Origin of the sequence: Winogradskyella echinorum, assembly GCF_014297365.1 — a bacterium.
GTDB classification, from domain to species: domain Bacteria; phylum Bacteroidota; class Bacteroidia; order Flavobacteriales; family Flavobacteriaceae; genus Winogradskyella; species Winogradskyella echinorum.
On the sequence record NZ_JACOQD010000001.1, the window covers coordinates 916,895 to 943,449 of the forward strand.

18 protein-coding genes are annotated in these 26,555 nt (G+C 33.1%); 10 read left to right on the forward strand and 8 right to left on the reverse strand.

The window, feature by feature from the left end; genetic code table 11:
• Nucleotides 1–69: 69 nt before the first annotated feature.
• A complete protein-coding gene (locus tag H8K90_RS04040; RefSeq protein ID WP_186844651.1) occupies nt 70–486 on the forward strand; it encodes a putative signal transducing protein in 417 nt (138 codons plus the stop codon).
• On the opposite strand, the gene H8K90_RS04045 is transcribed toward H8K90_RS04040, so the two are convergent.
• A complete protein-coding gene (locus H8K90_RS04045; protein WP_186844652.1) occupies nt 476–1,972 on the reverse strand; it encodes an aminotransferase-like domain-containing protein in 1,497 nt (498 codons plus the stop codon). The genes H8K90_RS04040 and H8K90_RS04045 overlap by 11 nt on opposite strands.
• Before the next feature lie 70 nt (nt 1,973–2,042).
• On the opposite strand from H8K90_RS04045, the gene H8K90_RS04050 reads away from it, so the two are divergent.
• The 6 genes from H8K90_RS04050 to H8K90_RS04075 all read left to right on the forward strand — a co-directional run bounded on the left by H8K90_RS04050 (nt 2,043) and on the right by H8K90_RS04075 (nt 8,576).
• Nucleotides 2,043–3,863 (forward strand): TonB-dependent receptor plug domain-containing protein, encoded by a 1,821-nt coding sequence (locus tag H8K90_RS04050; protein WP_186844653.1) that lies wholly within the window; start codon nt 2,043–2,045, stop codon nt 3,861–3,863.
• Between the two features lie 397 nt (nt 3,864–4,260).
• Nucleotides 4,261–4,896: a hypothetical protein gene (locus H8K90_RS04055; protein ID WP_186844654.1), complete on the forward strand. Its 636-nt coding sequence runs from the start codon at nt 4,261–4,263 to the stop codon at nt 4,894–4,896.
• Nucleotides 4,897–4,939: 43 nt separating this feature from the next.
• Nucleotides 4,940–6,373, forward strand: a complete 1,434-nt coding sequence (locus tag H8K90_RS04060) for a flotillin family protein (RefSeq protein ID WP_186844655.1) — start codon at nt 4,940–4,942, stop codon at nt 6,371–6,373.
• A gap of 146 nt (nt 6,374–6,519) precedes the next feature.
• Nucleotides 6,520–6,993: a hypothetical protein gene (locus H8K90_RS04065; protein ID WP_186844656.1), complete on the forward strand. Its 474-nt coding sequence runs from the start codon at nt 6,520–6,522 to the stop codon at nt 6,991–6,993.
• A 74-nt stretch (nt 6,994–7,067) separates the two neighbouring features.
• Nucleotides 7,068–7,928 (forward strand): cupin-like domain-containing protein, encoded by an 861-nt coding sequence (locus H8K90_RS04070; protein WP_186844657.1) that lies wholly within the window; start codon nt 7,068–7,070, stop codon nt 7,926–7,928.
• A gap of 156 nt (nt 7,929–8,084) precedes the next feature.
• The gene (locus tag H8K90_RS04075; protein WP_186844658.1) at nt 8,085–8,576 is read left to right on the forward strand and encodes a DUF6646 family protein; all 492 of its coding nucleotides are present in this window, start codon (nt 8,085–8,087) and stop codon (nt 8,574–8,576) included.
• 173 nt (nt 8,577–8,749) lie between these two features.
• On the opposite strand, the gene H8K90_RS04080 is transcribed toward H8K90_RS04075, so the two are convergent.
• Nucleotides 8,750–9,220: a regulatory protein RecX gene (locus H8K90_RS04080; RefSeq protein ID WP_186844659.1), complete on the reverse strand. Its 471-nt coding sequence runs from the start codon at nt 9,218–9,220 to the stop codon at nt 8,750–8,752.
• A gap of 210 nt (nt 9,221–9,430) precedes the next feature.
• On the opposite strand from H8K90_RS04080, the gene H8K90_RS04085 reads away from it, so the two are divergent.
• Nucleotides 9,431–15,004 (forward strand): choice-of-anchor D domain-containing protein, encoded by a 5,574-nt coding sequence (locus H8K90_RS04085; protein WP_186844660.1) that lies wholly within the window; start codon nt 9,431–9,433, stop codon nt 15,002–15,004.
• 77 nt (nt 15,005–15,081) lie between these two features.
• Here the strand turns inward: H8K90_RS04085 and H8K90_RS04090 are convergent, their stop codons facing one another.
• The 4 genes from H8K90_RS04090 to gdhA form a co-directional block, all read right to left on the reverse strand.
• The gene (locus H8K90_RS04090) at nt 15,082–17,517 is read right to left on the reverse strand and encodes a TonB-dependent receptor (RefSeq protein WP_186844661.1); all 2,436 of its coding nucleotides are present in this window, start codon (nt 17,515–17,517) and stop codon (nt 15,082–15,084) included.
• Between the two features lie 24 nt (nt 17,518–17,541).
• On the reverse strand, nt 17,542–18,261 hold the full coding sequence (gene recO, locus H8K90_RS04095) for a DNA repair protein RecO (RefSeq protein WP_186844662.1): 720 nt from the start codon (nt 18,259–18,261) through the stop codon (nt 17,542–17,544).
• Nucleotides 18,262–18,264: 3 nt separating this feature from the next.
• Entirely contained in the window at nt 18,265–20,652 is a 2,388-nt protein-coding gene (porZ, locus tag H8K90_RS04100; protein ID WP_186844663.1) for a type IX secretion system anionic LPS delivery protein PorZ, read from the reverse strand.
• A gap of 125 nt (nt 20,653–20,777) precedes the next feature.
• Nucleotides 20,778–22,121, reverse strand: coding sequence for an NADP-specific glutamate dehydrogenase (gene gdhA, locus H8K90_RS04105; RefSeq protein ID WP_186844664.1), 1,344 nt, complete (start codon nt 22,119–22,121; stop codon nt 20,778–20,780).
• 221 nt (nt 22,122–22,342) lie between these two features.
• Here gdhA and H8K90_RS04110 point away from each other — a divergent pair, with 221 nt between their 5' ends.
• A complete protein-coding gene (locus H8K90_RS04110) occupies nt 22,343–23,158 on the forward strand; it encodes a THC0290_0291 family protein (RefSeq protein ID WP_186844665.1) in 816 nt (271 codons plus the stop codon).
• An 87-nt stretch (nt 23,159–23,245) separates the two neighbouring features.
• On the opposite strand, the gene H8K90_RS04115 is transcribed toward H8K90_RS04110, so the two are convergent.
• Nucleotides 23,246–24,385 carry a cystathionine gamma-synthase gene (locus H8K90_RS04115; RefSeq protein WP_186844666.1) on the reverse strand — a complete coding sequence of 380 codons (1,140 nt, stop codon included), beginning with the start codon at nt 24,383–24,385 and terminating at the stop codon, nt 23,246–23,248.
• Nucleotides 24,386–24,504: 119 nt separating this feature from the next.
• Here H8K90_RS04115 and H8K90_RS04120 point away from each other — a divergent pair, with 119 nt between their 5' ends.
• Complete coding sequence (locus H8K90_RS04120) at nt 24,505–25,224, forward strand: DUF3298 and DUF4163 domain-containing protein (protein ID WP_186844667.1); 720 nt, start codon at nt 24,505–24,507, stop codon at nt 25,222–25,224.
• Here H8K90_RS04120 and H8K90_RS04125 read toward each other — a convergent pair.
• Nucleotides 25,221–26,468 (reverse strand): cation:proton antiporter, encoded by a 1,248-nt coding sequence (locus H8K90_RS04125; protein ID WP_186844668.1) that lies wholly within the window; start codon nt 26,466–26,468, stop codon nt 25,221–25,223. The two genes, H8K90_RS04120 and H8K90_RS04125, sit on opposite strands and share 4 nt — an antisense overlap.
• Between the last annotated feature and the right edge of the window lie 87 nt (nt 26,469–26,555).

Genomic DNA, 26,555 nt, shown 5'->3' on the forward strand with positions numbered 1-26,555 from the left:
AAAAAGAGTAATTTTACAATCTGTGTTATTACGTTTTTAAAACTCAATAGCTCTAATTATCTTTGATATATGCAAGACACTTTTGTTACCATAGCCAGATTCCCCTATTCCACCGAAGCTCAAATTGTAAAAGGACGATTAGAAGCAGATGGTATAGAAGTTTTTCTTAGAGATAACATTACAATAGATACAGATCCTTTGGTTAGTCAAGCTATTGGTGGTGTAAAATTAAAGGTGCTAGCTAAAGACGAAGAAAAAGCCAGATCTATATTACAATCTATTAAAGCCTATGCTGTAGATGATAATGGAAACGCAATAACTTGCCCTAACTGCAAACAAAACCACGTCAATCTTTATTCTACAATAACGGGCTTTAAATCTTTTTTCTCTTTTATAATAGGTTTCATTACAGGTACTTTACCAATTAGTGCACGTTATCAATACAAATGTGATAATTGCGATACCGTAATTACTACTAAAGCATAGAAACATGGTTATAAGCACTTTTTAATTTAATGACTACATTTTTTATTTCCTCTAAGTTTAGATGCGCAAAACCAAAACGAATAGCACAAGTGTTTTTATCTTGGTAAAGAATTGTTTTTGGCAGAAAGACATCTAACTTCTCGGCCTCTTCGGCAAGTCTTACCAAAGAAATTGTTTCACAAAACTGCAACCAAATAGCCAAACCACCAGAAGGCCTTTCGTAGTTAATAATTCCATCAAAATATTGCTCTAATTGTTTACAGATGTAATTGAGACGCTGTCTATAAATTAAGTTGTTCTTTTTAAGTAGCCTATAAATTTCACCTTCAGAAATTAATTCAGATAACATTTGCTCTTGTATAATGTCTCCGTGTTCATCGAGTAAGTTTAAATAGTTATTAGCTTCAGAAATTAAGTTTTCGGGTGCTACCACTATTCCCATTTGAAAACTTGTAAATAAGGACTGTCCCATTTTACCTAAATAAATAACCATACCATCAGCATCTGCTGTGGCCATAGGTAACATTGCCGAGCCTTCAAACTGAAAATCATAATCAAAATCATCTTCAATAATAGCAAAGCCATAGGTTTTTGCTAATTGCAAAAGTTGCAAACGCCTTTCTACACTCAAAGTCTTAGTGGTTGGGTAGTGTCTATTTGCACAAACGTAAACGCATCTAATGCTATTTTTAATAAAGTGTTTTTTTATGTAATCTACATCTAGTCCCTCATCATCTGCAGGAATTGTTTTTATAGTAGCACCTGCTTCTTGAAAAATGGTGTTAGATGCATAATGACTTAATTGCGCCACCAAGACCACATCATTTTGTTTTATTAAAAGTTGAGACACAATATAAAGACTCATTTCTGTGCTTCGAGTACTAAGTATATTATTTGGATTTATATGAAAACCTCGAGTTGCATTTAAGTAATTACAAAGCTGACTTTTAAAATTTGAAGTGGTTGAACTAGAAGACCTATTCCAATGATGCACTAATGACTTACGTTTCATAGCTGCTGTGTACCATCTAGAAAATTGATGTGTAGGATGTAATCTTAAATCTGGCTTACCATCATTTATAATATACTTTGCAGTAGTTTCTTGTAGTGTTGATGCCAAATGAAATGAGTTTTGAAATGGAAAACCCGCTTCTTTAGGATATGTATAAGCATCGTTCATGGACTTACCGGTCGCCTTTATCTTTGCTGTGGTTTGTTCTGGCACAATAACAAAAGTTCCTTTATTGGCAATAATATCTACCCAACCTTGTGATGCTAACTCGTCATAAATAGCTACTGCAGTATTTCTATGTATATGTAATAAATGACTTAAAGTCCTTGTTCCTGGTAACTTATTTCCTTTAGATAGATATCTACGCTGAATGGCATTTATAATTTGTTGCGCTACTTGAATGTACACAGGTTGCACTAACGTTTTGTCAAATGTTATAAGCTGTTTTAATATATCATTAACCGGACTATTCATTGTTTTAAAAGTGGACTATTATAATCGTCCGGAAAGTTACGATTTTTGCAACTTCATATTTAATTATACAATGAAAAAAATACACAGCCTTATTGCTTTTATATTAGTTTTTGCTTTACAACTAAATGCACAAGATGCACCGCAGCAAAAGTTAGACTCTGTTACAATTACATCGACACGTATAGATCTACCATTTAAAGAGAATTCTAGAACGATAAATATTATTACTGCTACAGATATAAAAAATAGTGCTGCTGTAAATGTTGCCGATTTATTACAACAAGTCGCAGGCGTAGATATAAGACGTCGTGGAACTGGTGGTAGTCAAGCAGATTTATATATAAGAGGTGGTGGATTTGATCAAACACTTCTATTAATAGATGGTATTAAAATGGATGATGCACAAACTGGACATCATACTATGAATGCTGCATTACCAATTGAAGTTATAGAACGCATAGAAATAATAAAAGGTCCTGCAGCAAGAGTTTTTGGGCAAAATGCCTTTACAGGAGCCATTAATATTGTGACTAAAAAGCATTTAAATAATAGCCTTTCTGCCAATATTGAAACTGGTTCTTTTGGACAATTAAATGGTAATGTTACTGCCGGAACAGAACTAGAGAACTCTTCTCATATAATACATATTGGTAAAGTTACTTCTAATGGTTATCGAAACAATTCAGACTACGACAATTCTAATTATTTTATAAAAAGTGTTTTCAATAAAAAACAACAACCCATTGAAATGATTACAACCTTTTCTGAACGTAAGTTTGGAGCAGAAAACTTCTACACTACCAATCCAGATTGGAATGAATACGAAGAAACTCAAAATAGTCTTATCGCTTTTACAACAACATTTAGAAAGAATAAGTTAAAAATACAGCCTAGAGTGTATTGGAAACGTAATCAAGATATGTTCTTGTTAAAACGTTTTGAACCTAATTTCTTTAGAAACTTTCATATTTCAGATAAAATAGGCGCAGAAACAAATGCTTCTTACACATCCGAATTAGGAATTACAGGATTTGGAATAGACGTATCAAAAATATATTTAAGAAGTAACAACTTAGGAAACCGCAATCGCTTTATGACCAATCTATTTTTAGAGCATCGCTTTTCATTTTTAGATAATACATTAGATATTACTCCTGGTGTTGCAGTTACTTATTTTTCAGATTTTAAATTTCATGCATTTCCTGGTTTAGATATTGGTTATGACATTACAAACAATTTAAAAGCCTACGGAAATATTGGTTACACTTATAGAATACCGACGTACACAGATTTATATTATAGCGATCCTCGTACAAATGGTAATTCAGATTTAGAACCAGAAGAAGCATTTGCACAAGAAATAGGTATAAAATACACCTCTCCAAAACTTAGAGCAAGTTTAGCGATTTTTAATAGAGATGCTAAAAACCTAATAGATTATATAAGACCAAATACAACAGAAACTGTATTTACTGCGACCAATATCACTGAAGTTAACACACAAGGTTTCGAATTTGATGCTGCCTATAATTTTAAAATAAGTGGTTATACACAAACTTTAGCATTTGGTTATGCCAATTTAGATGACAATATTTTAGAACAGAATGAAGAGTTATCGCGCTATTCGTTAAATACTTTAAAACATCAGTACACAACAAGATTGAGTACTCAATTATTTAAAAACATGCGCCAAAACATTGTTTACAAATACGCAGAACGTACTACAGGACAAACTTACAATGTTTGGGATGCTTCGCTGGTATATCGATTAAAACAAATGGAATTCACAATAACGGCTAGCAATATTTTTGATGCAGACTATATAGAGTCTGGTTTTACAGCAATGCCACCAAGTAATGTATTATTTGGATTGCGTTATAGTTTTAAATAGTTGTCATTCCTGCGAAGGCAGGAATCCACTTTATAGTTGTCTGTATAAAGAATAACAGATTCCTGCCTTCGCAGGAATGACGAGCCTATTCAACAAAAATAATTTTTATAAATATTGTAACAAATTTCCTTCATTTGCTACTGATATATTGAAAGTGGGTCTCAACTCAAAAATCTTTTTGAGGATACAAAGTATATAAACGACCGTACTTAAACCAACCATCACAATACATTGACATTCCTAATTTGGATAATTCACGTCCAAAAAAGAATTCATAAAAACCAAGATAATTACGTCTTTATTGGTGATGATTCTGTGTCCGATTTACTTTCAAAAATAAGATTGATTTATCTTACAATGGTTGTATATTTATTAACGCATTTTAAATCTAAAAGTTATGGCAGATTGGTATTCAAATTTAGAATTTCTTTCCAAAGTATATTGGCTAGTTGCCATCATTGGTTCGCTAATATTTACTGTAGTTATGATAATGGCTTTTACTGGTGGAGATGCGGATGGCATTGAAGATCTAGATACTGATATGGATGCTAGTGCTGGATTTCAATTTATTTCTTTTAAAAACCTTGTTGGCTTTTTTACCATTTTTGGCTGGAGTGGTATTGCTTGTATTGATGCAGGCCTTTCTACACCAATAACCATAATTATATCTATAATTTGTGGTTTGTTAATGATGGTTATTATGGCGGCATTATTTTACTTTATTAGTAAACTAGCTGATAGTGGTACATTAAATTATAAAAATGCTATTGATGCAGTTGGCGAAGTCTATTTAACTATTGGAGCAGATCGCTCAAGAATGGGGAAAGTAAGTGTTAGTGTGCAAGGAACTATGCGAGAGCTAGATGCATTAACGGATTCGTTAACCGAATTAAAATCTGGAACCATCATAAAAGTCGTCGATGTCACTTCTAATGGAATTCTCATTGTTGACCAAACCCGAAAACCCATAGAAGCGTCTAATGCTCAACACGAGCAATTAGAATCTGGTGATAACCACCTTTTAAATAACTAATAAACATATATATAACTAAATACTAACCTTAAAAATTTACACTATGAAATTACTCAGTATACAAGACGGTTTTAGCGTAGAAGGCATTGGAGGCCCAATGCTATTTATCTTCGTTGCTCTATTTATAATTGTAACCTTAATCATCCTAATAAAACGCTATAAACGTTGTCCTTCCGATAGAATATTAGTAGTCTACGGAAAAGTTGGAGGAGGTCAATCTGCCAAGTGTATTCATGGTGGTGCCGCATTTATTATTCCAGTGATTCAAGATTATGAGTTTTTGGATTTAACGCCAATTTCTATCGAAGTAAACTTGGTAAATGCCTTATCTAAACAAAACATTCGTGTTAATGTACCATCGCGTTTTACCATTGGTGTTTCTACAGAACCAGGTATTATGCAGAATGCTGCTGAGCGTTTATTGGGATTAGGACAAAACGAAATACAAGAATTAGCACAAGAAATTATTTTTGGTCAATTACGTTTGGTAGTTGCTTCGATGGATATTGAAGAAATTAATAACGATAGAGATAAATTCTTAACTAATATTTCTGCAAGTGTAGAATCAGAATTAAAGAAAGTTGGTTTAAAACTAATCAACGTAAACATTACAGATATTGTTGATGAGTCTGGTTATATTGAAGCACTAGGTAAAGAAGCTGCTGCACATGCAATCAACGCAGCGCGTAAATCGGTTGCCGAAAAAACCAGAGATGGATCTATTGGTGAGGCTAATGCTGTACAAGATGAAAGAACACAAGTTGCTGCGGCAAACGCACAAGCCGTAGAAGGAGAAAACACAGCTAAGATTGCTGTTGCTAATTCAGATTCGTTGCGTCGTCAAAGAGAAGCCGAAGCTGAGCGTGTGGCAATTGCAGCAGAAAAAGTACAAAGTGCTAAAGCTTTGCAAGAGTCTTATGCTGCAGAACAAGAAGCAGAAACGGCAAGAGCAGAACGTGAGCGTTCGTCTCAAATGGCCGATGTTATTGTACCTGCGGAAATTGATAAACGTAAAGTAGAAATTGATGCAGAAGCAGAAGCGGAGCGCATTAGAAGAAAAGCAAAAGGTGAAGCAGATGCAATATTATTTAAGGCACAAGCCGAAGCACAAGGTCAGTTTGAAGTATTAACAAAACAAGCTGCTGGTTTACAAGAAATAGTAAAAGCTGCTGGCAACGACAGTAGAGATGCTGTATTGTTACTGATTGCTGATAAATTACCAGAGCTTGTTCAAATACAATCTGATGCTATTAAGAACATTAAAATTGATAAAGTAACGGTTTGGGATAATGGAAGTAATGGAGAAGACGGAAAATCGTCAACCGCTAACTTCTTATCTGGCATGTACAAATCAGTACCACCATTACAAGAAATGTTTAATATGGCTGGTATGGATTTACCTGAGTACTTAAAAGGTAAAGACAAAAAGGAGATTGAAGCAGAAGATGCTAAGATTGAAAAGTCTGAGGAGAAATAAACCTCTTCTGTCACATTGAGCGTAGTCGAAATGTCTTATTTTAAATATAAGATTTAGCTACATTGAATCTAACGGTTTCTCGATTACGCTCAAAATGACAGGCTATAAAATTTCAATTATAAATAAACACTTCTTCATAATATTCAATGGAAAAATTCACCTTCAAAAGAAAACTTCCTATTTGGAAAATAATCTTAGGATCTATTGCCATTGGTGTAGGAATCGTTTCAATTTTTTCAAGTTTTAAAGGCTTTATTTCTATAGGTGTTGGCATATTTCTTCTTTTAATAGAAGGCTCAGAATTCGATTTTAAACATCAAAAATACCGAGAAGTAAAATCTATTTTAGGGTTTAATTTTGGAACATGGAAACCCATTCCGGAAATAGAATATGTGTCGGTATTTAAAACCAATGAAACTACAACCTTAAGGCAATTATCAGCTGAAGCTAATGTTACTAACGAAATTATTAAGCTCAACTTATTTTACAACACCAATCAAAAAATAGAAGCCTTTAACACTTATAATATTGACAAGGCATTTGAGAAAGCTAAAGAAATAGCATCTATTTTAAATGTTGATATTTTAGACGCTACAGAACGGGAAACTAAATGGCTCTAACCTAAAATTACTGAGTTACAATAATCAACTTTTAGTAACGTTTTATTAACTTTGACCAAATAAACATTTGGATATTGCAATTAAATCTTCAAGATATACCTCGTGTTAAAACTATCACGAAAGGCGATTTTATAAAGCACTATTTTAAACCGCAAAAGCCTGTGGTGATAGAACGTTATATAGAAGACTGGCCTGCGTATACTAAATGGAGCTTAGACTATATGAAAGAAGTGGCTGGTGATAAAACCGTTCCGCTTTACGATGATAGACCTGTAGATTATAAAGATGGTTTTAATGAAGCGCATGCCTCAATGAAAATGAGCGAATATGTAGATTTATTAAAACGCGAGCCTACTAAATACCGTATTTTTCTTTGGAATATTTTAAAGGAAGTTCCGCAACTTCAAAACGATTATAAATTTCCAGATTTTGGACTAAGGTTAATGAAAGGGTTACCAATGCTATTTTTTGGTGGCACAAATTCGCACACCTTTATGCATTACGATATCGATTTGGCTAATATTTTTCATTTTCATTTTGAAGGAAAAAAACAATGTATTCTCTTCGATCAAAAACAAAGTAAATATTTATATAAAGTGCCTCATTCTCTCATTACTAGAGAAGATATCGATTTTAATAATCCAGATTTAAAAAAATGGCCTGCCTTAAAACAAGCCAAAGGTTGGGTTTGTAACCTCAACCATGGAGAAATACTATATATGCCAGAAGGCTATTGGCATTATATGCGCTATATTACACCTGGTTTTTCAATGAGTCTTAGAGCTATTGCCAGAAATCCAAAAAATTTAAGTAAAGCAATATATAACCTGTTTTTAATGCGTAATTACGATAATTTAATGCGTCGTATAAAAGGTCAAAAATGGATAGATTGGAAAAACGAAAAAGCCATAACCAATACACATAAGACTTTTTAGGAAAGTTACTGTGTTTTAAAAACTTATAATATATTTGCCATCTCAAATTTTAGAACATAAAAAATAATGACACGAGCATGTTAAAAGCAATATCACATAAGAAAGTGACTAATAGCTAACAGCATGTGTCTTTAATAAAACAATAAATACAAACACATGAAAAATTTATTTTTAGTTATAGCACTAATTTCAATGTCTTTAGTAAATGCACAAGCCTTTGAGGGTAAAGATGATACTAAATTTCAGGTTGGAGCAAACTTTCAAGATGGTGCTACAGGTATAAATGTAAGTTACGATTACGGATTAGGTGAAAATATGTCTGTTGGTATCTCTTCATCTTACGCCTTAGGAATTAATGGAGATGTTGATGCAGATTTTGGTGATCGTTTTGACTTAAAAGCACGTTTTAATGCTAACCTAGGAAATGTTTTAAATATAGACGAAAACTTCGATTTTTATCCTGGTCTTAGCTTAAGCTTAAAGAATTTTGGAGGTCATGTTGGCGCACGTTATTTCTTTTCTGAAGGATTTGGTATATACTCTGAAGCTACTTTTCCTTTAGCAAAATATAGTAACGACAAAACAGATATTGGATATTACCTATACAACCAGTTTGTATTAAACATAGGTGCTGTTTTTAATTTGTAATTGCCTAATAAAACTCACTGTAACAAAGCGCATATTGAGTATAAAATATATGTCATTAACGCTTTTTGTCTTTTAGATCCTGAAACAAGTTCAGGACGACAAAACAAAAATAGCGACAGTACAGAAATTATAATATTTAAAAAAGCCTTTTCAAGAAGTTGGAAAGGCTTTTTTTATAGATACTCATTAAGTTTTTCATATACCAAATGACTTTCCCAACCTCTATAAAGTAAGTAATCTGCTACCTTCTTTTTCTTCTTAAAGCTGTTCTTTTCTTTCACTTGGTCTATACGTTTTTTCGTTAACTCATCTAAGGTTGTATAATAAGCCTCTTGGTCTATTTCTTTAAGAGCAACATCAATACTGTATTTAGAAATTTCTCTAAATTTTAGTTCTCTTATTATTCGGTTTTTTCCCCATTTTTTAATTCTGAATTTTCCACTTACAAAAGCTTTAGCAAACCGTTCTTCATTGAGGTAGTTATTTTCAATTAAGTGTACCATAATATTATCTATGGCCTCAGGAATCATCTTCATATCTCTTAGCTTTGTCCGTACCTCTTTATGACAACGTTCTTGATAAGCACAATAATTTTCAAGTTTTTTTTGCGCTTCCTCAACCGTGTATGTTTTGCTAAAATCCATGATTTCAAAAATACAATAGAATCTCAGAGTAAAAGACGTTTTTTTTAATCACTTAAAAAGTCATTTTACACTTCAACGAAATATTTTGAGTTTTGTGGAAAACTTAGACCAAATCATAACGTTTTGTTAATAAAAACGTATCTTACAAGGCCTTGATTTACAGAGATATTAACATATCTTTGTAATAGATTAATAGCTAATTAATCCTATATGAAAAAGAAATACTCCCTCATTTTTATAATATTCCTATGCTTTGTTGTGTCTGGCTATGGGCAAGGCTCAGAAAGTTTTTCTAATTTAAATGCTCCTGGTGGAGGTTATGGAAACGGTACATATACTGGTGATAATGGTGTCACTTGGACATATAATGGAGCAAGGTCAGTTACTACTACATATAATATAACTGGAAGAACAATCGGTTTTAGTAGTAGTGGGACAAGAAATGTTTCAGCTACTTCAGATGCAAATGGTGTTGGAGATTTAAATTATACAATATCTTCATATTTTACAGGTGGAACTGCTGCTGATAGAACAATAGAAATCTATGTTGGTGGTAATTTATATGAAACTCATACACTTGTTGCTGAAGGACCTGACTATTCTAGAACTGTTACTGTAAACGAAACTGGAGCTGTTTTAATTGAATTCAGATCAGTGGGCACAAGGCAAATAGTAATAGATGACGTTTCTTGGACTCCAGCAACTACACCAGATCTAACAATATCTGGTACAACAGATCATGGTTCAAGCTGTATTTCTGTTGCGACAACTTCACAAACTTATACCATAACCAATACAACTGCTCTTACTACAGCTTTAAATGTAGCTGTTTCCTCAGATGATGCTCAATTTGTAGTTGGCCCTCTCTCTAACACAACTATTTTACCTGGAGCTACAGCAACCTTCGATGTTACATTTACACCTACTGCAACTGGTGCACAAACTGCAACATTAACTGTTACCAGTGACAACGCAACTGGTTCTACAATGGATTTAGATGGTACAGGTATTAATATTCCAACAATCTCAACGCAACCAACAAACCAAACAGAACAAATACCAAATACAGCTACTTTTAATGTTACATCTGGTGATACCTCTTCTTACCAATGGCAAGTTTCAACGGATGGAGGTACCATCTGGAATAATGTTACAGGAGGTACTGGTGCAACGACAGATTCTTATACCACAGGTGCAACGTCTGCAGCTATGGATGGTAACTTATACAGATGTATTTTAACCAATGCTTGTGGTTCTACAAATTCTAATTCTGCGACTTTAAATGTTACAAATAGTTCACCCTCTAACGCTCAAAATTTAGAAGGTTGTTTTGAAGATACTTCGGTAATTTTATCTTGGAATAATCCTGCAACTCCGCCAACAGGTGGTTATATAATATTTGCACTAGAAGGTACTACTGATCCATCAGCACCAACAAATGATGCAAGTACGTTTACCGCTAATGCCAATTATAATGCTGCACCTTTTGAAACTCTTGCATCTTTAGGAAAAGTAGTTTACAAAGGAAATGGCACAACTGCTACCGTAACTGGTTTAACTGAAGATCTTACCTATTCATTTAGAATTTTTGCCTATAATGGAGAATCGCTTACAGGCTGGTCTAATGGTGCTTCTGCAGGAAGCAATGAAGAAGGAATTGCACAAGGAGACATTAGAAATTTTGTGCCTACACCTCTTACCAATCAAGTGACTTTAAACTGGCTCAACCCAACGCCAATTTCTTGCTGGGATGAAATACTTATTGTAGCAAATCAAGGTGCGGTTGCATTTACACCAACTGGCGATGGATCTGCTTATACTGCAAATCCTAATTATGCTGGAGCTAACCAAGTCGTTTATAAAGGGACGGGAAATGTGGTAGCTGTGACGGGTTTAACCAATGGCACTAACTATTGTTTTAGAGCTTTTATAAGAAGAGGTACAACGTGGACAACTGGCGTAGAAGTATGTGCTGTACCTTCATTGACCTATTGTGCATCTAGTGGAGATGGAACAGATGGCTATTTAACATTAATAAATAATGTAGAATTTAACACTATAGACAATCCTTCTTCAAATGCTGATAATGATTATTCAGATTATACATCAATTTCAACAACAGTAACGCTAGGGGAAACTTATAATTTGGATGTTCGTGTAAACACAGATGGTGCATTTACAACTACAACTATGGCATGGATTGACTGGAATAACGATGGTGATTTTTCAGATTCAAACGAAGCTTATGATTTGGGTCTTGCTTATAACGCAGTAAATGGTTCTACAGATGCGAGTCCTTTAGCAATTGAAATACCAACCAACGCTGCAATTGCAGTTACTAGAATGCGTATTTCTACAAAATATTACGATACAGACTTTCCAATTGACCCACCAACTCCTTGTGAAACAGGACATGATGGAGAAGTTGAGGATTACAACATAATTATTACACAACCTGCAAATGCTGAGATTAATATAAAGGGTAACAATATTACTATTGAAGATGGTTTTAATGCACCTTATGGTCTAAACAATACATTATTTGGTTCAACTAATGTGGGAGCTACTTCACCTGAAAAATCTTATTTTGTAGAAAATATTGGAGCCTCAACACTTACGTTATCAGGTGCACCTAGAGTAGAACTCGTTGGTGCGCATCCTGGTGATTTTAATATTACATTACAACCAAGTGCAACTGTTGGGTCTTTAGCCGATTCAGAATTTAGAATTGAATTTTCACCAACCGCTGATGGTACACGTACAGCCACAGTACGTATTGTAAACAATGATAGTGACGAAAACCCATACGAATTTGATATTGAAGGAACTGCAGTGTGTTCTACTGTACTTACCAGTACTATTTGGCCAACAGAAGGACCAGAAAATACCGAAGTCACCATTACTTCTGCTACAGACTTAACTGGTGCTACTGCAACCATTAACGGCTTAGCAATGCCTGTAGTGTCTTCTAACGCAACAGAATTAGTGGTGTTAGTGCCTGCTGGAGCTATTGACGCTAATATTGTAGTTGATTTTTCAACAGGTTGTTCTTCTAATAGCTCTTTTGATGTTATTGATACCGTTATTAGCGGATGCGAAACTGCTGCTGCTGCAACTGTGCCTTCCGATTTATTTATAAGTGAAGTATCTGATGCAACCAGTGGTAGTTCTTCTATAATTGAGATCTTTAATGGTACTGCCTCAAATATAGATTTAAGCGACTACAGTATAAGAATATTTAATAACGGAAGTGGAACTCCTTCTACCACAGCGAATTTAACCGGTGTTTTAGCACCTGGTGGAATTCATGTAATTAGTGTTGGTACAACCAGTTGTGACCTATCGGGTAACGGGTTAGCTGGAGGATTACCTCACCAATCTTTTAACAGTGCAGGTGGTATTAACTTTGATAATAATAGTTCTGATGCTTTTGAACTTTATAATAGCACTACAGCAACATCAATTGATGTCTTTGGAGAATTAGGCAGTAGTACATGGGCAAATGGACTTGGTATAAATGGCGATGGTGTTAATTATAGAAGACAAAATACAGCCACTCCATTACCATCTACAACTTTTGATTTATCTCAATGGGATGAGATTGATTGGACTACTTGTGGTGATTCTGATTATAGTGATTTTGGTGTTTATGATTTTTCGCTTGGTGTACCGCCAACTGTATCTGTGTTAAATGCACCAGTTTTTGATTGTACTTCGGCCATTCAATTATCTATAACTGCTACCGAAGGAGTTGCAAACGGTTTTTCTCTTGCTTATCAGTGGTACTATTTGGCACCTAATGCTTCAACTTTTGTTGTTGTACCTAATAATGTAGATTTTAATAATGTAACAAGTACAACATTAGATATTATAAATCCTATTGCTTATAATGGGTATCAATTTTACTGTCAAGTAAGAGAAAATTCTGCAACTTGCTACCAAGCCAGTAATGCTGTAAAACTTGAAGTAACTACAACTGTTTGGGATGGCACTAACTGGTCTTCTCTACCAGCATTAGATAAGGTTGCTATAATAGATGCAAATTATGATACTAGCGTGGGCACCAATGGTGAAACCAGTTTTGAAGCTTGCCAATGTATTGTAAATAATGGGAGCACTTTAACTATCGAAAATAACACCTATGTATTAGTAGATAACGATCTTACAGTAAATGGCAATATTGTAGTAAAAACAGATGGATCATTTGTTCAGATTGACGATAGCGCGTCTATACTTGGTGATGTTTTAACAGACAAAACTAAAATTAGTGTTGAAAAAGAAACGGCTCCTTTAGCATCGCATTTAGAATATACCTATTGGAGTTCTCCTGTTGTTGATGAAGTAATTAATGAAGGTTTATTTGAAGCAAACGCTACTCGAATATTTTCTTTTAGTGGACAAAATTTTAGAGATTCTACCGAAGAAACTAATAACGATAACACCACAGTTTTAGGACAAGATGATATTGATGATGATGCTAATGATTGGCAGTATGTAAATGGCTCTACTGTAATGGAGTCTGGTGTTGGTTATGCAGCAACTCATAACCCAACTGGATTTATACCTGCACGTTATATATACACATTTGAAGGTCCATTTCATAATGGTGTTTATAACATTCCTATTTATAGAAATGATAATGAACTCAATGATAATAATTGGAATTTTATTGGCAACCCATATCCTTCAGCCATAGCAATTGATGGTACAGATGGATTTTTATCTCAGAATGCTTCTACGATAGATAATAATGTATCTGGTAGTCCTATTAATGGAGCAATATTCTTATGGTCGCATAACACTGCTGCCGATGGAAATGCTAATGGAAACGAAAATTTCAACTTCGCACAAAGTGATTATGCCATTATTAATGGTTCTGGGCAAACTGCAGGAGGAGATGGCGTTACTCCAAATAGATTTATTCCTTCTGGGCAAGGTTTCTTTGTCTCTATGGACGATGGAGCAACAGCTACTCCAATTGGTGGTAACATACATACAGCCAATGTGGTTTTTAATAACAGCATGCGTGTTACAGCTAATAACAATCAATTCTTTAGAGGTACCAACACCAATGAAGCTAACAGACTTTGGTTAGATTTAACTTCCGATAATGGCATTTTCAATCAAATTTTAGTTGCTTATGTTGATGGCGCTACTGATAGTGATGATGGTGCTTATTACGATGCGTATAAAAACTTGTCTTCTGAACTTTACTCTGGTATTTATTCTCTAATAGATGATTCTATAGATAAGAAATTTGCTATACAAGGTAAAGACCCAAATAGTTTAACCCTTGAAGAAGTTATTCCCCTTGGATTTAATACAACCATAGATGTACCTACTATTTATTCAATTTCAATTCATGAAATCGAAGGAGCATTTATGACAGAAAACACAATATACTTAAGAGATGATCTTCTTAACATAACACAAAATCTTACTCTAAATAATTACACGTTCACTTCTGAAACGGGAGAATTTAATGATCGTTTCGAAATTGTATTTACTCCATCTGCACTTTCCATTGATGATAATCTAATAGACGCAAATGAGCTAACTATAATTGAGCAAGCAAATGGCGATGTACTGTTTAAAGTAAGCGCTAACCTTACAATAACTAACGTAGAGATTATAGATATTACAGGAAGACAGATATATAATTTACGAGGTAATAATTCAACTGAAGTTTATAATTTATCTAGACTTAGTAACGCAGCCTATATTGCTAATGTAGCATTATCTAATGGACAAGTGATTACCAAAAAAGCTATAAAACAGCGTTAAGTTTTAGAGTTTAAGATTCTGAAAAGATTTTTATAAGTGTAAAATGAATTGGCATTTTTTAAACTCTTTAATGGCGTTTATAAGGTATAAGTTAAAGCAAGTATTAAATTTCTACCTGCCGCTGATATCCCAGAAGAATACGGTCTATAACGCTGGTCTGTTATGTTTTCTAAACTGGCTGTTACACTTAAATTATCATTCCACTTATATTGTGTTCTTAAATTTAGCGTATGCCATGATGGTGCATAAGGATTTCCATTGCTATCTAATGCGTAGATGTAATCTTTTGAGGCTTCTGATGGAGCCATCTGATTAAAAGAAAGCTCGTTGTTATAAACTACAAAAGCATCTAATAATAGCTTATGGTTTTCCCAGATAAAGTGGGTACGTCCAAAACTCGGAGCGACATGTCTTACAGGTTCTTCTACTCCATTATTATCCTCCGTACCACCAATAATATTATACTGAGAACGTAATTTTAAGTGTTCAGAAAAGTTGATTTCTAAACCAGTTTCAAATCCATAAATCCATGCCTTAGAAGCGTTTTGTATCGCCTGTATATTACTTAGTTCTCCATCGTACATCATTTCTGTTTCACCATTTAACTCGTAATCTCTTCGGATTAAGGCATTATCTAAAAAAGTATAATACGTTGCTAAGTCTAAAATAACTTTATTATTAAAATTTAGTTTTAAACCCAACTCACCACTATAAGCATACTCTGCTTTAAGATCTTTATTAGGTACAACTACAGAACCAGGTTCGCTATCAAATACTTTTCCTATATCATCTATATTTGGCGCTCTAAATGCTGTTGAAGCATTTAGTTTCCACTGCATCATATCACTTGGCGACCAAGTAATACCGGCTGTACCAGTTAGTGCTCCTGTATTGACCTCAGCATTATCAAAAGGAAGATTTAAAAACACATTATTAGCTGTAAAATCTGCTTTTGCAATAACCTGATTAAAACGAAGTCCGGACTGAAATACAAATTTAGAATTTGGTTTATGCTTTAAGCTCGCATATGCTGCTATAGATTGCCAAGTAGAACCATCTGGATATCTGGTTACAGTTAAGGTATTATCATTCGTATCAATATTCTCATCATGCCCTTCTGAACTTACTGTATTATGCAAATATTCTATACCATAAAAAAGACTTGTATTAGTATTAAAACCCTTTTCTAAATCTACATTAAACGAAATGGCATCTACAGATTCTGCTCTAACAGCTCTTATTACAGATTGAAAATCTCTATCCTCTCTACTCTCTTTAAAATTCTGATAAGCTAAGGTTGCTTTTATCTTATCATAAAGATTAGAATTACTACTTAACTTGGTTAACTGTAAGTTTCCCATAAACCATTTCTGTGGTCCATAATTCCATTCTGCAGAACGTAGGTTATCATCTCTATATCTTATTAATCTATCATAGCGCGAATAATCTGAGGTTGTAGAATAATGTAATCCTAAATCAAAATTAAGGTTGTCTGACGGTTCATATCTAACCTTTTGCATTAGGTTTATCTGATCGTAACCTGTAGGCGTTTGTACCAAAGGGTTAGGATTTTTAACAATAACATCTTCACCACTTTCTCTAACTACGTATTCTGGTCTTATATAATCTACAGGACCATTGCTGCCCATTCTTAAATCATCAAAATCTGTATAACTAACACTTGTTAAAAAAGCCCATTTTTTATAACCAAGATTAACATCGAAATGACCTGTTTTTTCCTTATTTGCTAAAGCATATCTTACCAATGCATTTCCGCTTAGATATATTTCATCTTTATATGATAACTGTGGTTTTTTTGTATAAAAACTCATTACACCTCCTATAGCATCGCTACCATATACTACAGAACCTGCACCTAAAGTAACTTCGGTATTTTTTATGGCAAAAGGGTCTATGGAAATTACATTTTGAAGGTTACCTCCTCTAAAGATGGCATTGTTCATGCGCACACCATCTACTGATAATAAAAGTCGGTTTGTTGAGAAACCTCTAATCATTGGACTTCCACCACCCAATTGGCTTTTTTGAACATAAATATTACCTGAGTTTTCTAATAAATCTGCACTAGTTTGCGGATTAGACAAGGCAATTTGTTTAGCATCAAAACTAACTATGGTTTGAGGTATATCGCGTTTACTTTGTTCAAATTTAGAGGCAGAAATTACGATTTGGTTTAAGCCTTCTACTTTAAGTTTGAGATAAACAATATAGTTGTGCTTTGCAAGTTTAGATTTTTTAAGTTGATATTTTTCATAAAGAAAATTCTGAAAAAATATTGTTTCATTAGTTTTAAAAATATCTAAAGGTGCTTTTCCGTTTATATCTGTTACTAAAGATTTATTTTTTTTTAAATTATATAACGCTACACCAGGAATTGGCTCATTAGTTTCTTCATCTAAAACAGTAACGGTTTGTGCAAAACTTAACTGCAAAAAGAGGAATAAAAAAATACTTAAAATGATATTGTACTTCACTTTTATGCTAATCGTCATTAAAATCGTTTCTTAAAAGTTGGCTTAATGAAAAACATCGTTAAGCACTTGTAATGATTTAGGTTTTTTAAAACTGCCCAAATGTAATTCAAAATAATGCAATAACATATTTAAAAACTCTTGTCGTTGTTTTGCATTAATCTTTATAGAATTTAATGCATCAAAATTTGTGCCCAACAGGCGTTTTAACAGTGTTAAATTTACGCCAGAAACAGAATAGATTCCTTGATTTACAGTTTCAAAAACTCCAGATTCTAAATTAAAATATGGATAGCTATCATTTAAGTTTTCGGGCTGAAATCCTAAATAACGTGTTAGCTTTAAAAGAAATAGTAAATGAAAGTTTGAAAAATCATCTTCATTGTCTAAATATTGAAGGGCTGTTTCTATGTAATTAAATAAATCTTCGTTTTTCTCTTCCTCTTTAAGCACATTTGAAAGAATTTCGGATAAAAATAAAACAATGGCACTTTTAAAAATATTAGTATGAAGGCTTTTATAAATATAATTTAGCTTTACTTCTTTTATGGAATGAAGTGATTGATTGGGTTTATAATTCTCCTCAATTTGAAGTTGAGATAAAACCTGAAAATAAACCGTTTTTGTTTTTCCTCTTTTAGATTTTAGAACACCTCTTAAAATATAACTAACTACTCCTCTTTGTTGGGTATAACACTTAACAATAAGGTCGTAGTCTCTGTATTTTAACTTAGAAAGAACGATACTATTATTGGTTGTCAGCATCTTTTATCTAACGATTAAAACCTTTAATACTTTAGTTTCAAAAGAATCTAAATCTGAAATCATAATAAGATATACACCACTTCTAACAACAGAATTCGCTAAATTTTTGCCATTCCATATTGCTGTACCTCCATCAATAGCAAAATTATAATTGACATTAGAGGAGCGTTGGTTAACATTAGATTGCGCTTCGGCAACTAGGTTACCTTCAATATCAGTTATTTTAATATTTACACGATCTGTTAAACCACTAACTTTAACACCTTTATTAATATCGTTTAAATCCGTAAACCCAAGTATATTATATTCTGGTCGTACAGGATTGGGATACACAAAAGCGTTTTCTAAAGTGTCTTCTGGTTTAGAGCCACCTGCTTTAAATGACATTAAACCTCTTGTTGTGGCGATATAGACAAATCCATTATTTGGATCTAAAGCAATATCATTTATTCGGTTAGATGGTAATGGCGAATTATCTGCTGTAAAATGATAGATTGTATTTTGACCATCTGAAGAAAAATAAAACGCACCAGAATCTACAGTAGCTACCCATTTATTATTAGAGCCATCTACTTCAATATCTGTAATAGATTGGCCTTCTAATAACTCCTTAGGAATACCATCTTCTAAGATAATAATTTGATTAAGACTTGGGTTAGGATCATCATAAAAACCAGAAGTATTGAATAATACTCTCAATCCCTTTGTAGTACCAATCCAAAGTTGGTTCCTATCATCTAATGCTAAAGCTGTAAATCTTGTAAATGGTAGTATATTCTGTGCCTCTGTGCTAATATTCCGTAATGGGTCGGTTGCAATATTTTCATTATAAGCTAATAAGCCATTAGAATAAGATCCAATCCATTTTGTTCCATTATTGTCTATTTCAATTTCAAAAAAACCAATTTCGTCCAATAAAGGATTTTCTATTAAACTTGAAAAGCTATAACCTTGCCAATTACCCGTATTTGGATCATAAGATTTTAACGCTCTATCTACTCTACTTGTTACGGACCAAAGCAACCCATTGGTATCGAACTCAGAATCTGTGACTCTAATACTAACTGTATTTGGTACACTTGGATTAAACAAAGACTCTAATCCACTATTGTCTTGATTATACAGAACCGTTGGCTCAAAATCATTAATCTCTAAAATACCATCATTTACCGCACTAATAAATACTTGATTAAAATTAAAGGGATTTACTGAAATCTCTGATAAATTTCTAGCTCCTAAAACGCTATCAAATGGTATGTTTTCCCATTCTTCATTTTTAAAATAACTCAATCCTCGGCTTCTGAGTGGATCTGGATTAATAGAGGCTGAGTAATCACCATAAGAGACCCAAACAGTTTCAGAATCTGTATTAACTCTATAGGCACTATTAAATAAAGGACCATTAGGTTTAATGTCTATATAAGAACTGTTATCAGTAATCTGAGTACTTAACACACCAAAATCTTCAGTACCAATATATATGAACTCATCTAATACAACAGCTGAAGTGAAGTTGGTGTTAAAATCTGCAGTTGGTTGAAAGCTATTAATTAATTGTATGTTTTCGTTATAGACATAAACCGTATTTGATGTTGAAAAAATTAAATTAGAATCGGTTAATTCGGCGTCTAGTGGTAATAGTGGTAATGAAAATAATACACTTATTGAAGCTCCATCAATTTGATAAAGTGCTCTATTAGACCTTACAGAGTACACTCTATTGTTTATTGTACTCATTGTATAATAGTCACCATCAATAACCGTCTGCCATTGCATAAAATCTATTAAATTAGGATTATTTAAATCCGCTTTTTTTATTCCATTACTATTTAAACAGGCAGCGTAAATTTCATTATTTAAAATAGATACCTGATTAACTGTAATTTGAGACCCTCCATTACCTAAAAAATAAGTATCCCCAAATTCTAATCCATCTAAACTATAGACCGAAATACCATAGTCTGTTGATATGTAAATCAAACCTTCATGCTCATAGAAATGATTAATACGTTTATTTGTAGGTGGAATATTCTGTTTTTCAATAATATCTACAACGGTTAAAACAGATTCGTCGGTTTCAGAATACACATCAATTAAACCCGTTTCGTAGCCAATAAGTAGATATTGATATACGTCGCTGTAATAAATGGTAGTAATTTCTTCACCAGACAATCCTTCAACAGTAGAAATAGTATTTAACTCGGATGTTAATACATTATATTCAAAAACGGCATTTTCAGCAGCTGCATAAATTTTATTTTCGCCTTTAACTACGTCAACAATATTATTATAAGAAAAATGACCTTGCCAGAGAGATGAAACTTCTTGACTATAGCAAGAAATAGACAAGCTAAAAACAAGTATAAAAGTTTTAAAAACAGTTTTATGCATTAATAAATTTGTTTGTTCAAAGATATTTAATAGTAACGATAATATTAAGGGATTCATATATTATGTCATAAAAAAAAGCTTCCGAAAAAATTCCGGAAGCTTTTTAATATATTGAAGTTAATCTACTAGATAACTCCCTGTGCCAACATAGCGTCAGCTACTTTAACAAAACCTGCAATATTTGCACCTTTAACGTAATCTATAGAGCCGTCATCGTTTTTACCGTATTTTACACAAGAATCATGAATATCTTCCATAATATCTTTTAATCTTTCATCAACTTCTTTTCTAGACCAGCTAAGGCGTAATGAGTTTTGACTCATTTCTAAACCAGAAGTAGCTACACCACCTGCATTAGATGCTTTTCCTGGTGCAAATAAAATACCTGCCTTTTGAAATGCATGCATTGCTTCTGGTGTTGAAGGCATATTTGCTCCTTCAGATACACAAATACAACCATTGTCAATTAACATTTTTGCTTCATCTCCATTCAACTCATTTTGAGTAGCACATGGTAATGCTATGTCGCATTTAACTGACCAAGGTCTTTCTCCTTCTACATATTTAGCCGATGGATATTTAGTTACATACTCACTAATTCTACCTCTTCTATTGTTTTTTAGATCCATTACATACTCCAACTTCTCAGTATTAATTCCATCTTCATCAACAATATAACCTCCTGAATCTGATAAAGTTAAAACAGTTGCACCTAATTCTATAGCTTTCTCAGCAGCGAATTGTGCAACATTACCAGAACCAGAAATTACAACTCGTTTTCCATTAAAAGAGTCGTTTTTAGTTTTTAACATGTTTTCGGCAAAGTACACGTTTCCGTATCCTGTAGCTTCAGGTCTAATTAAAGATCCACCCCAAGATTGTCCTTTTCCTGTTAAAACCCCTGTAAATGTGTTGTTTAGCTTCTTATACATACCAAACATAAATCCAATTTCTCGTGCTCCTACTCCAATATCTCCTGCAGGAACATCTGTATTATGGCCAATATGTCTATATAGTTCTGTCATAAAAGCATGGCAAAAACGCATAATCTCGTTATCTGATTTGCCTTTAGGATCAAAATCAGAACCACCTTTACCACCACCCATTGGCAATGTTGTTAAAGAGTTTTTAAACACTTGCTCAAACGCCAAAAACTTTAAAATACTTGCATTTACAGTTGGATGAAATCTTAATCCGCCTTTATAAGGTCCGATAGCAGAATTCATTTGAACTCTATAACCTCTATTAACCTGTATCTCACCACTATCATCTACCCATGAAACACGAAAAGAAATTAAGCGTTCTGGCTCAACCATTCGTAATAAAATGTTCTTTCCATGATATATATCGTGTTTTACGATATAAGGAATAACCGTTTCCGCCACTTCTTGAACGGCTTGTAAAAATTCTGGTTCATGACCATTTCGTTCCTTTACAAGATCTAAAAAAGCGTCAATTTTATCTTTCATATATATTATTGTTAAGAAATTGTGATTTATTGGGTACAAAGATACATTATCTATAAAAATAACCATTTATTTTTTATATATTCTCAATAAATTTTTTTCATGACTAAAATTCCTTAAAAATTAAAAAAATAATAAAATGTGCATTTTATCCGTTTTATTTGGTAGTTCGTCGAGTTTTTATATATTTGCTCGGTAAGCATATCAATTAATTTAGAATTTAGATGGTAATAAACATAAAGAGATTATTCATTGCTTCTGCATTGCTACTATCAATGCAACATAGCTACTCACAATTAGGCTTTTCTCATGAGGTGGGTGTTATTTTTGGACCTGTGGCATACCAATCTGATTTTGGTGTTCGCTCAGATTTTGAAACTAATTCTGGAAACGCAGGTATTGGTATTGGGATTGTGCACTATATAAACTTTGCGTATCGTGCAGATTGTAACTGTTATACTACCGACAAATACTTTAATGATCATTTTAAATTAAGGACTGAAATCTCGTGGAATAAAACTAAACTTGAACATTTTGGAGAATTTGTGGACCCTAGTGAAACTAGTGCAGAGGCAGATAAATTAAGAGGACATACTGGTGAGGCAGAAAACTGGGATATTGGTATGCAATTAGAATATTATCCATTAAGTATTAGAGCCTTTTCTGCAGGTGTATATTCTTTTTCCCCATTTGTAAGTTTAGGCGCACATTATGTATCATACCGTCCAAACGTATATACAAACTATGTAAGCAGCGATCCTCTAAATCCTAATGATGTTGGTAACATTGAAGACCCAAATAATTTTTATTCAAGATGGGAACCAGGCTCTATAGATGATGCCAATGGTTCTACTTGGTCTATTGTAAGTAGTATTGGTACAAGATATAAGCTAAATATACTTTCTGATTTAATGATAGATTTAAGGTTTCAATACTTTTTTAGTGATTGGACAGATGGTCTAAACCACCAATTGGCCTCAAATAAGTCTAAAGACTGGTTAGTGTGGCTTAATCTTGGTTACATTTACTACTTAGATTAGGATTAGAAAACTTTAAAATAAAACATACAAAAAAAGATCAAATCGACAAGATTTGGTCTTTTTTGTTCCATCATTTATTAAAATAAATCATCCGATGGCTTGTTTTAAATCTGCAATTAAATCTGCCTCATCTTCAATTCCAACACTTAATCTAATTAGCGAATCTACAACCCCTGTTTTTTCACGTTCTTCTTTAGGTATACTAGCATGTGTCATACTTGCTGGATGACCAGCTAAAGATTCTACACCACCTAAAGATTCAGCTAAAGTGAATATTTTAAGGTTTTCTACTATTTTTATAGCTTCATCATAATTGTTTCCCTTAGTTGTAAAAGAAACCATACCACCAAAATCAGTCATTTGAGATTTTGCAATCTCATGATTTGGATGATTTTTAAAACCTGGCCAATATACATTTTCAATTTTAGGATGATTTTTTAAATATTCTGCTACAGTCTTACCGTTTTCGCAATGTCTTTGCATACGTATATGTAAGGTCTTTATACCTCTTAGTGCTAAAAACGAATCTTGAGGTCCACAAATAGCTCCACTTGCATTCTGAATAAAAAATAAACGTTCTGCTATTTCCTTATCATTTACAATTAAAGCACCCATAACCAAATCGCTATGACCACCAAGGTATTTAGTAGCAGAATGCATTACAATATCTGCTCCTAAGTCTAAAGGCTGTTGTAAATATGGAGTGGCAAACGTATTATCAACTGCTAAAAGAACCTTATGTTTTTTAGCAATTTTAGATGTAGTTACGATATCTATTATATTTAGCATTGGGTTAGTTGGCGTCTCAACCCAAATCAGTTTTGTGCGGTCGTTAATATAATCTTCTATACGCTCTGCATTTTCCATTCCTATAAAATGAAACTTAATACCAAAATCTTCGTAAATTTTGGTGAATAATCGATAGGTGCCTCCATATAAATCGTTTGTAGAAATGACCTCATCACCAGTTTTTAGTAATTTTAAAATGGCATCGATTGCTGCCAAACCAGAACCAAAAGCCATACCATAATTGCCATTTTCTATACTTGCAAAAGCATTTTCCAAAGCGTTACGTGTTGGGTTGTGTGTTCTAGAATATTCGTACCCTTTATGTCCACCAGGTGTTGATTGTGCATACGTAGAGGTTTGATAAATTGGAGGCATTACAGATCTATAAGCCGGATCGTGCTCTTGACCTCCATGTATGGTTTTTGTATTGAATTTCATGTTAATTAAAAATTAAAGTGCCCTAAATGAATTTTAAGAACAACTAATTTAACGGATAATTCGTTCTATTCAAATCTATACAATACCTTTATTGAATGTTTAACAAAACCTCATTAAAATTGAAGCAAATAATCACTTTTATAGTTCTTATCTTGGTTTTAAATTCATGCAGTACAGAATTTAAGCCAGTAACTTTTGAAACCACCTCAATAGACTCAAAATTTGAGGCAGATATATCTGCTACCTACGACAATGCTATTGAAACTAATGAATTAGGTAAAACCATAAATTTTAATATTGAAAAAACCATACTTACGACACTGAGCGATGCTTCTAAAAAAACAAATCTCAAAGCAGTTTTAGAAGACTTTAACTTAGAATATATCAACTTTAAAAAAGATTTTCCGGATTCTAATGAACCTATTTGGGAACTCCATATTGAAACTGAAAAAACCTATCAATCTGAAGATGTAATTACTTTAGCTGTTAGCACATACGAGTTTAAAGGTGGCGCACATGGTAATGACAAAATAAGATTTCTCAACCTAAATGCTAAAACTGGTGAAATTCTAAATTTAAATAATATTATTGAAGATATAGCTGCTTTTAAAACAATAGCTAAAGCTCATTTTATAAAATCGCTAGAAACCGAAGATGAAAATATGAAAATGGAAGATTTCTTTTTTGGAAAACCTTTTCAATTACCTGAAAATATTGGGTTTAGCGACGAAGGTCTTGTAATGTTATATAATGTTTATGAGGTGGCTTCTTATGATCAAGGTTATACCGAATTTGCCATTCCGTATACAGAAATAGAATCCTACTTAAAGGTTAATTAATCTATTTTTTTTGTCAATTTTTTAATAATAGGTCCAACCGTTAAACCTTGCCCTACAATAGATACTACTACAACTACATATGTAATAACTAAAAATAGTTCTCTATGCATTTCTTGAGTTAGACTAAGTGCTAATGCTATAGAAATGCCACCTCGTAAACCTCCCCAAGTCATTATTAAATTTGTTTTAGGCACAAAATCTAGGCGTTTAGAAAAGAACTTTATTGGTAGCCAAAGTGAGATATAACGACACATTAAGATTATTGGTATTGCTAACAGACCTGCATAAATAAATTTTCCTTCTAAAGTAAGCACTAACATTTCCATACCAATCATTACAAAAAGAATAGTGTTTAACAGTACATCTATGAGTTCCCAAAATTTATCAACGTATGCTTCTGTGGTTTCAGACATTGCTGTATTTCTCACTGTATCGTTACCAACAATAAGTCCTGCTGTTACCATGGCTAAAGGTGCAGACAAATGTAACTCATGCGCCAACATAGTACCTCCCATAACTGTTGCTAGGGTTAAAATGACCTCAATTTCGTAATTGTCTATAGATTTCATAAGACGATAGGTTATCCAACCTAATAAAAGTCCTAGGACAATTCCGCCTATAACTTCTTGCCCAAATAATGTAGCTATATCCGAAAACTCAATAGCAGCATCTGGCTTTGCTGCAATTGCAAAAATGGTTAAGAATACTACCACACCTACACCATCATTAAATAAAGATTCACCAACAATTTTAGTTTCTAGTTTTTTGGGAGCTCCTGCTTTTTTAAGAATTCCGAGTACCGCAATAGGATCTGTTGGTGAAATTAAAGCACCAAATAATAGACAATAGATAAAATTAACCTCTAAGCTCATCCATTGTAAAACATAAAACATTACAATACCTACTAAAAAAGTAGACACTAATACACCCAAAGTAGCAAACGCTAAAATTGGTCCTCTTTGAATTTTTAGTTGATTAAAATTGGTGTGTAAGGCACCAGCAAACAGCAAAAAACTAAGCATTATATCTAGTAGAACGGTTTCAAAATCTATCATGCTAATAAATTCTCGTTCTCTAATAAGTAAGGTGTCATCAAATTGTGCTATGCCAACTAAAACTACTGTAAAAACAATAGTAATTAGCATAAGACCAATAGTTATTGGCAGTTTTAAAAACCGAACGTTTATATAACCAAAGAGCGCTGATAAAACAATTAATATAGTTGCTATTGAGTAGTAATCCATTTTAATTATAGTAATGATTTTAAGATGACAAAAATATAACCTTAATATATACTTTATTAGATTTTATTATTAATTATTATTGGCTTC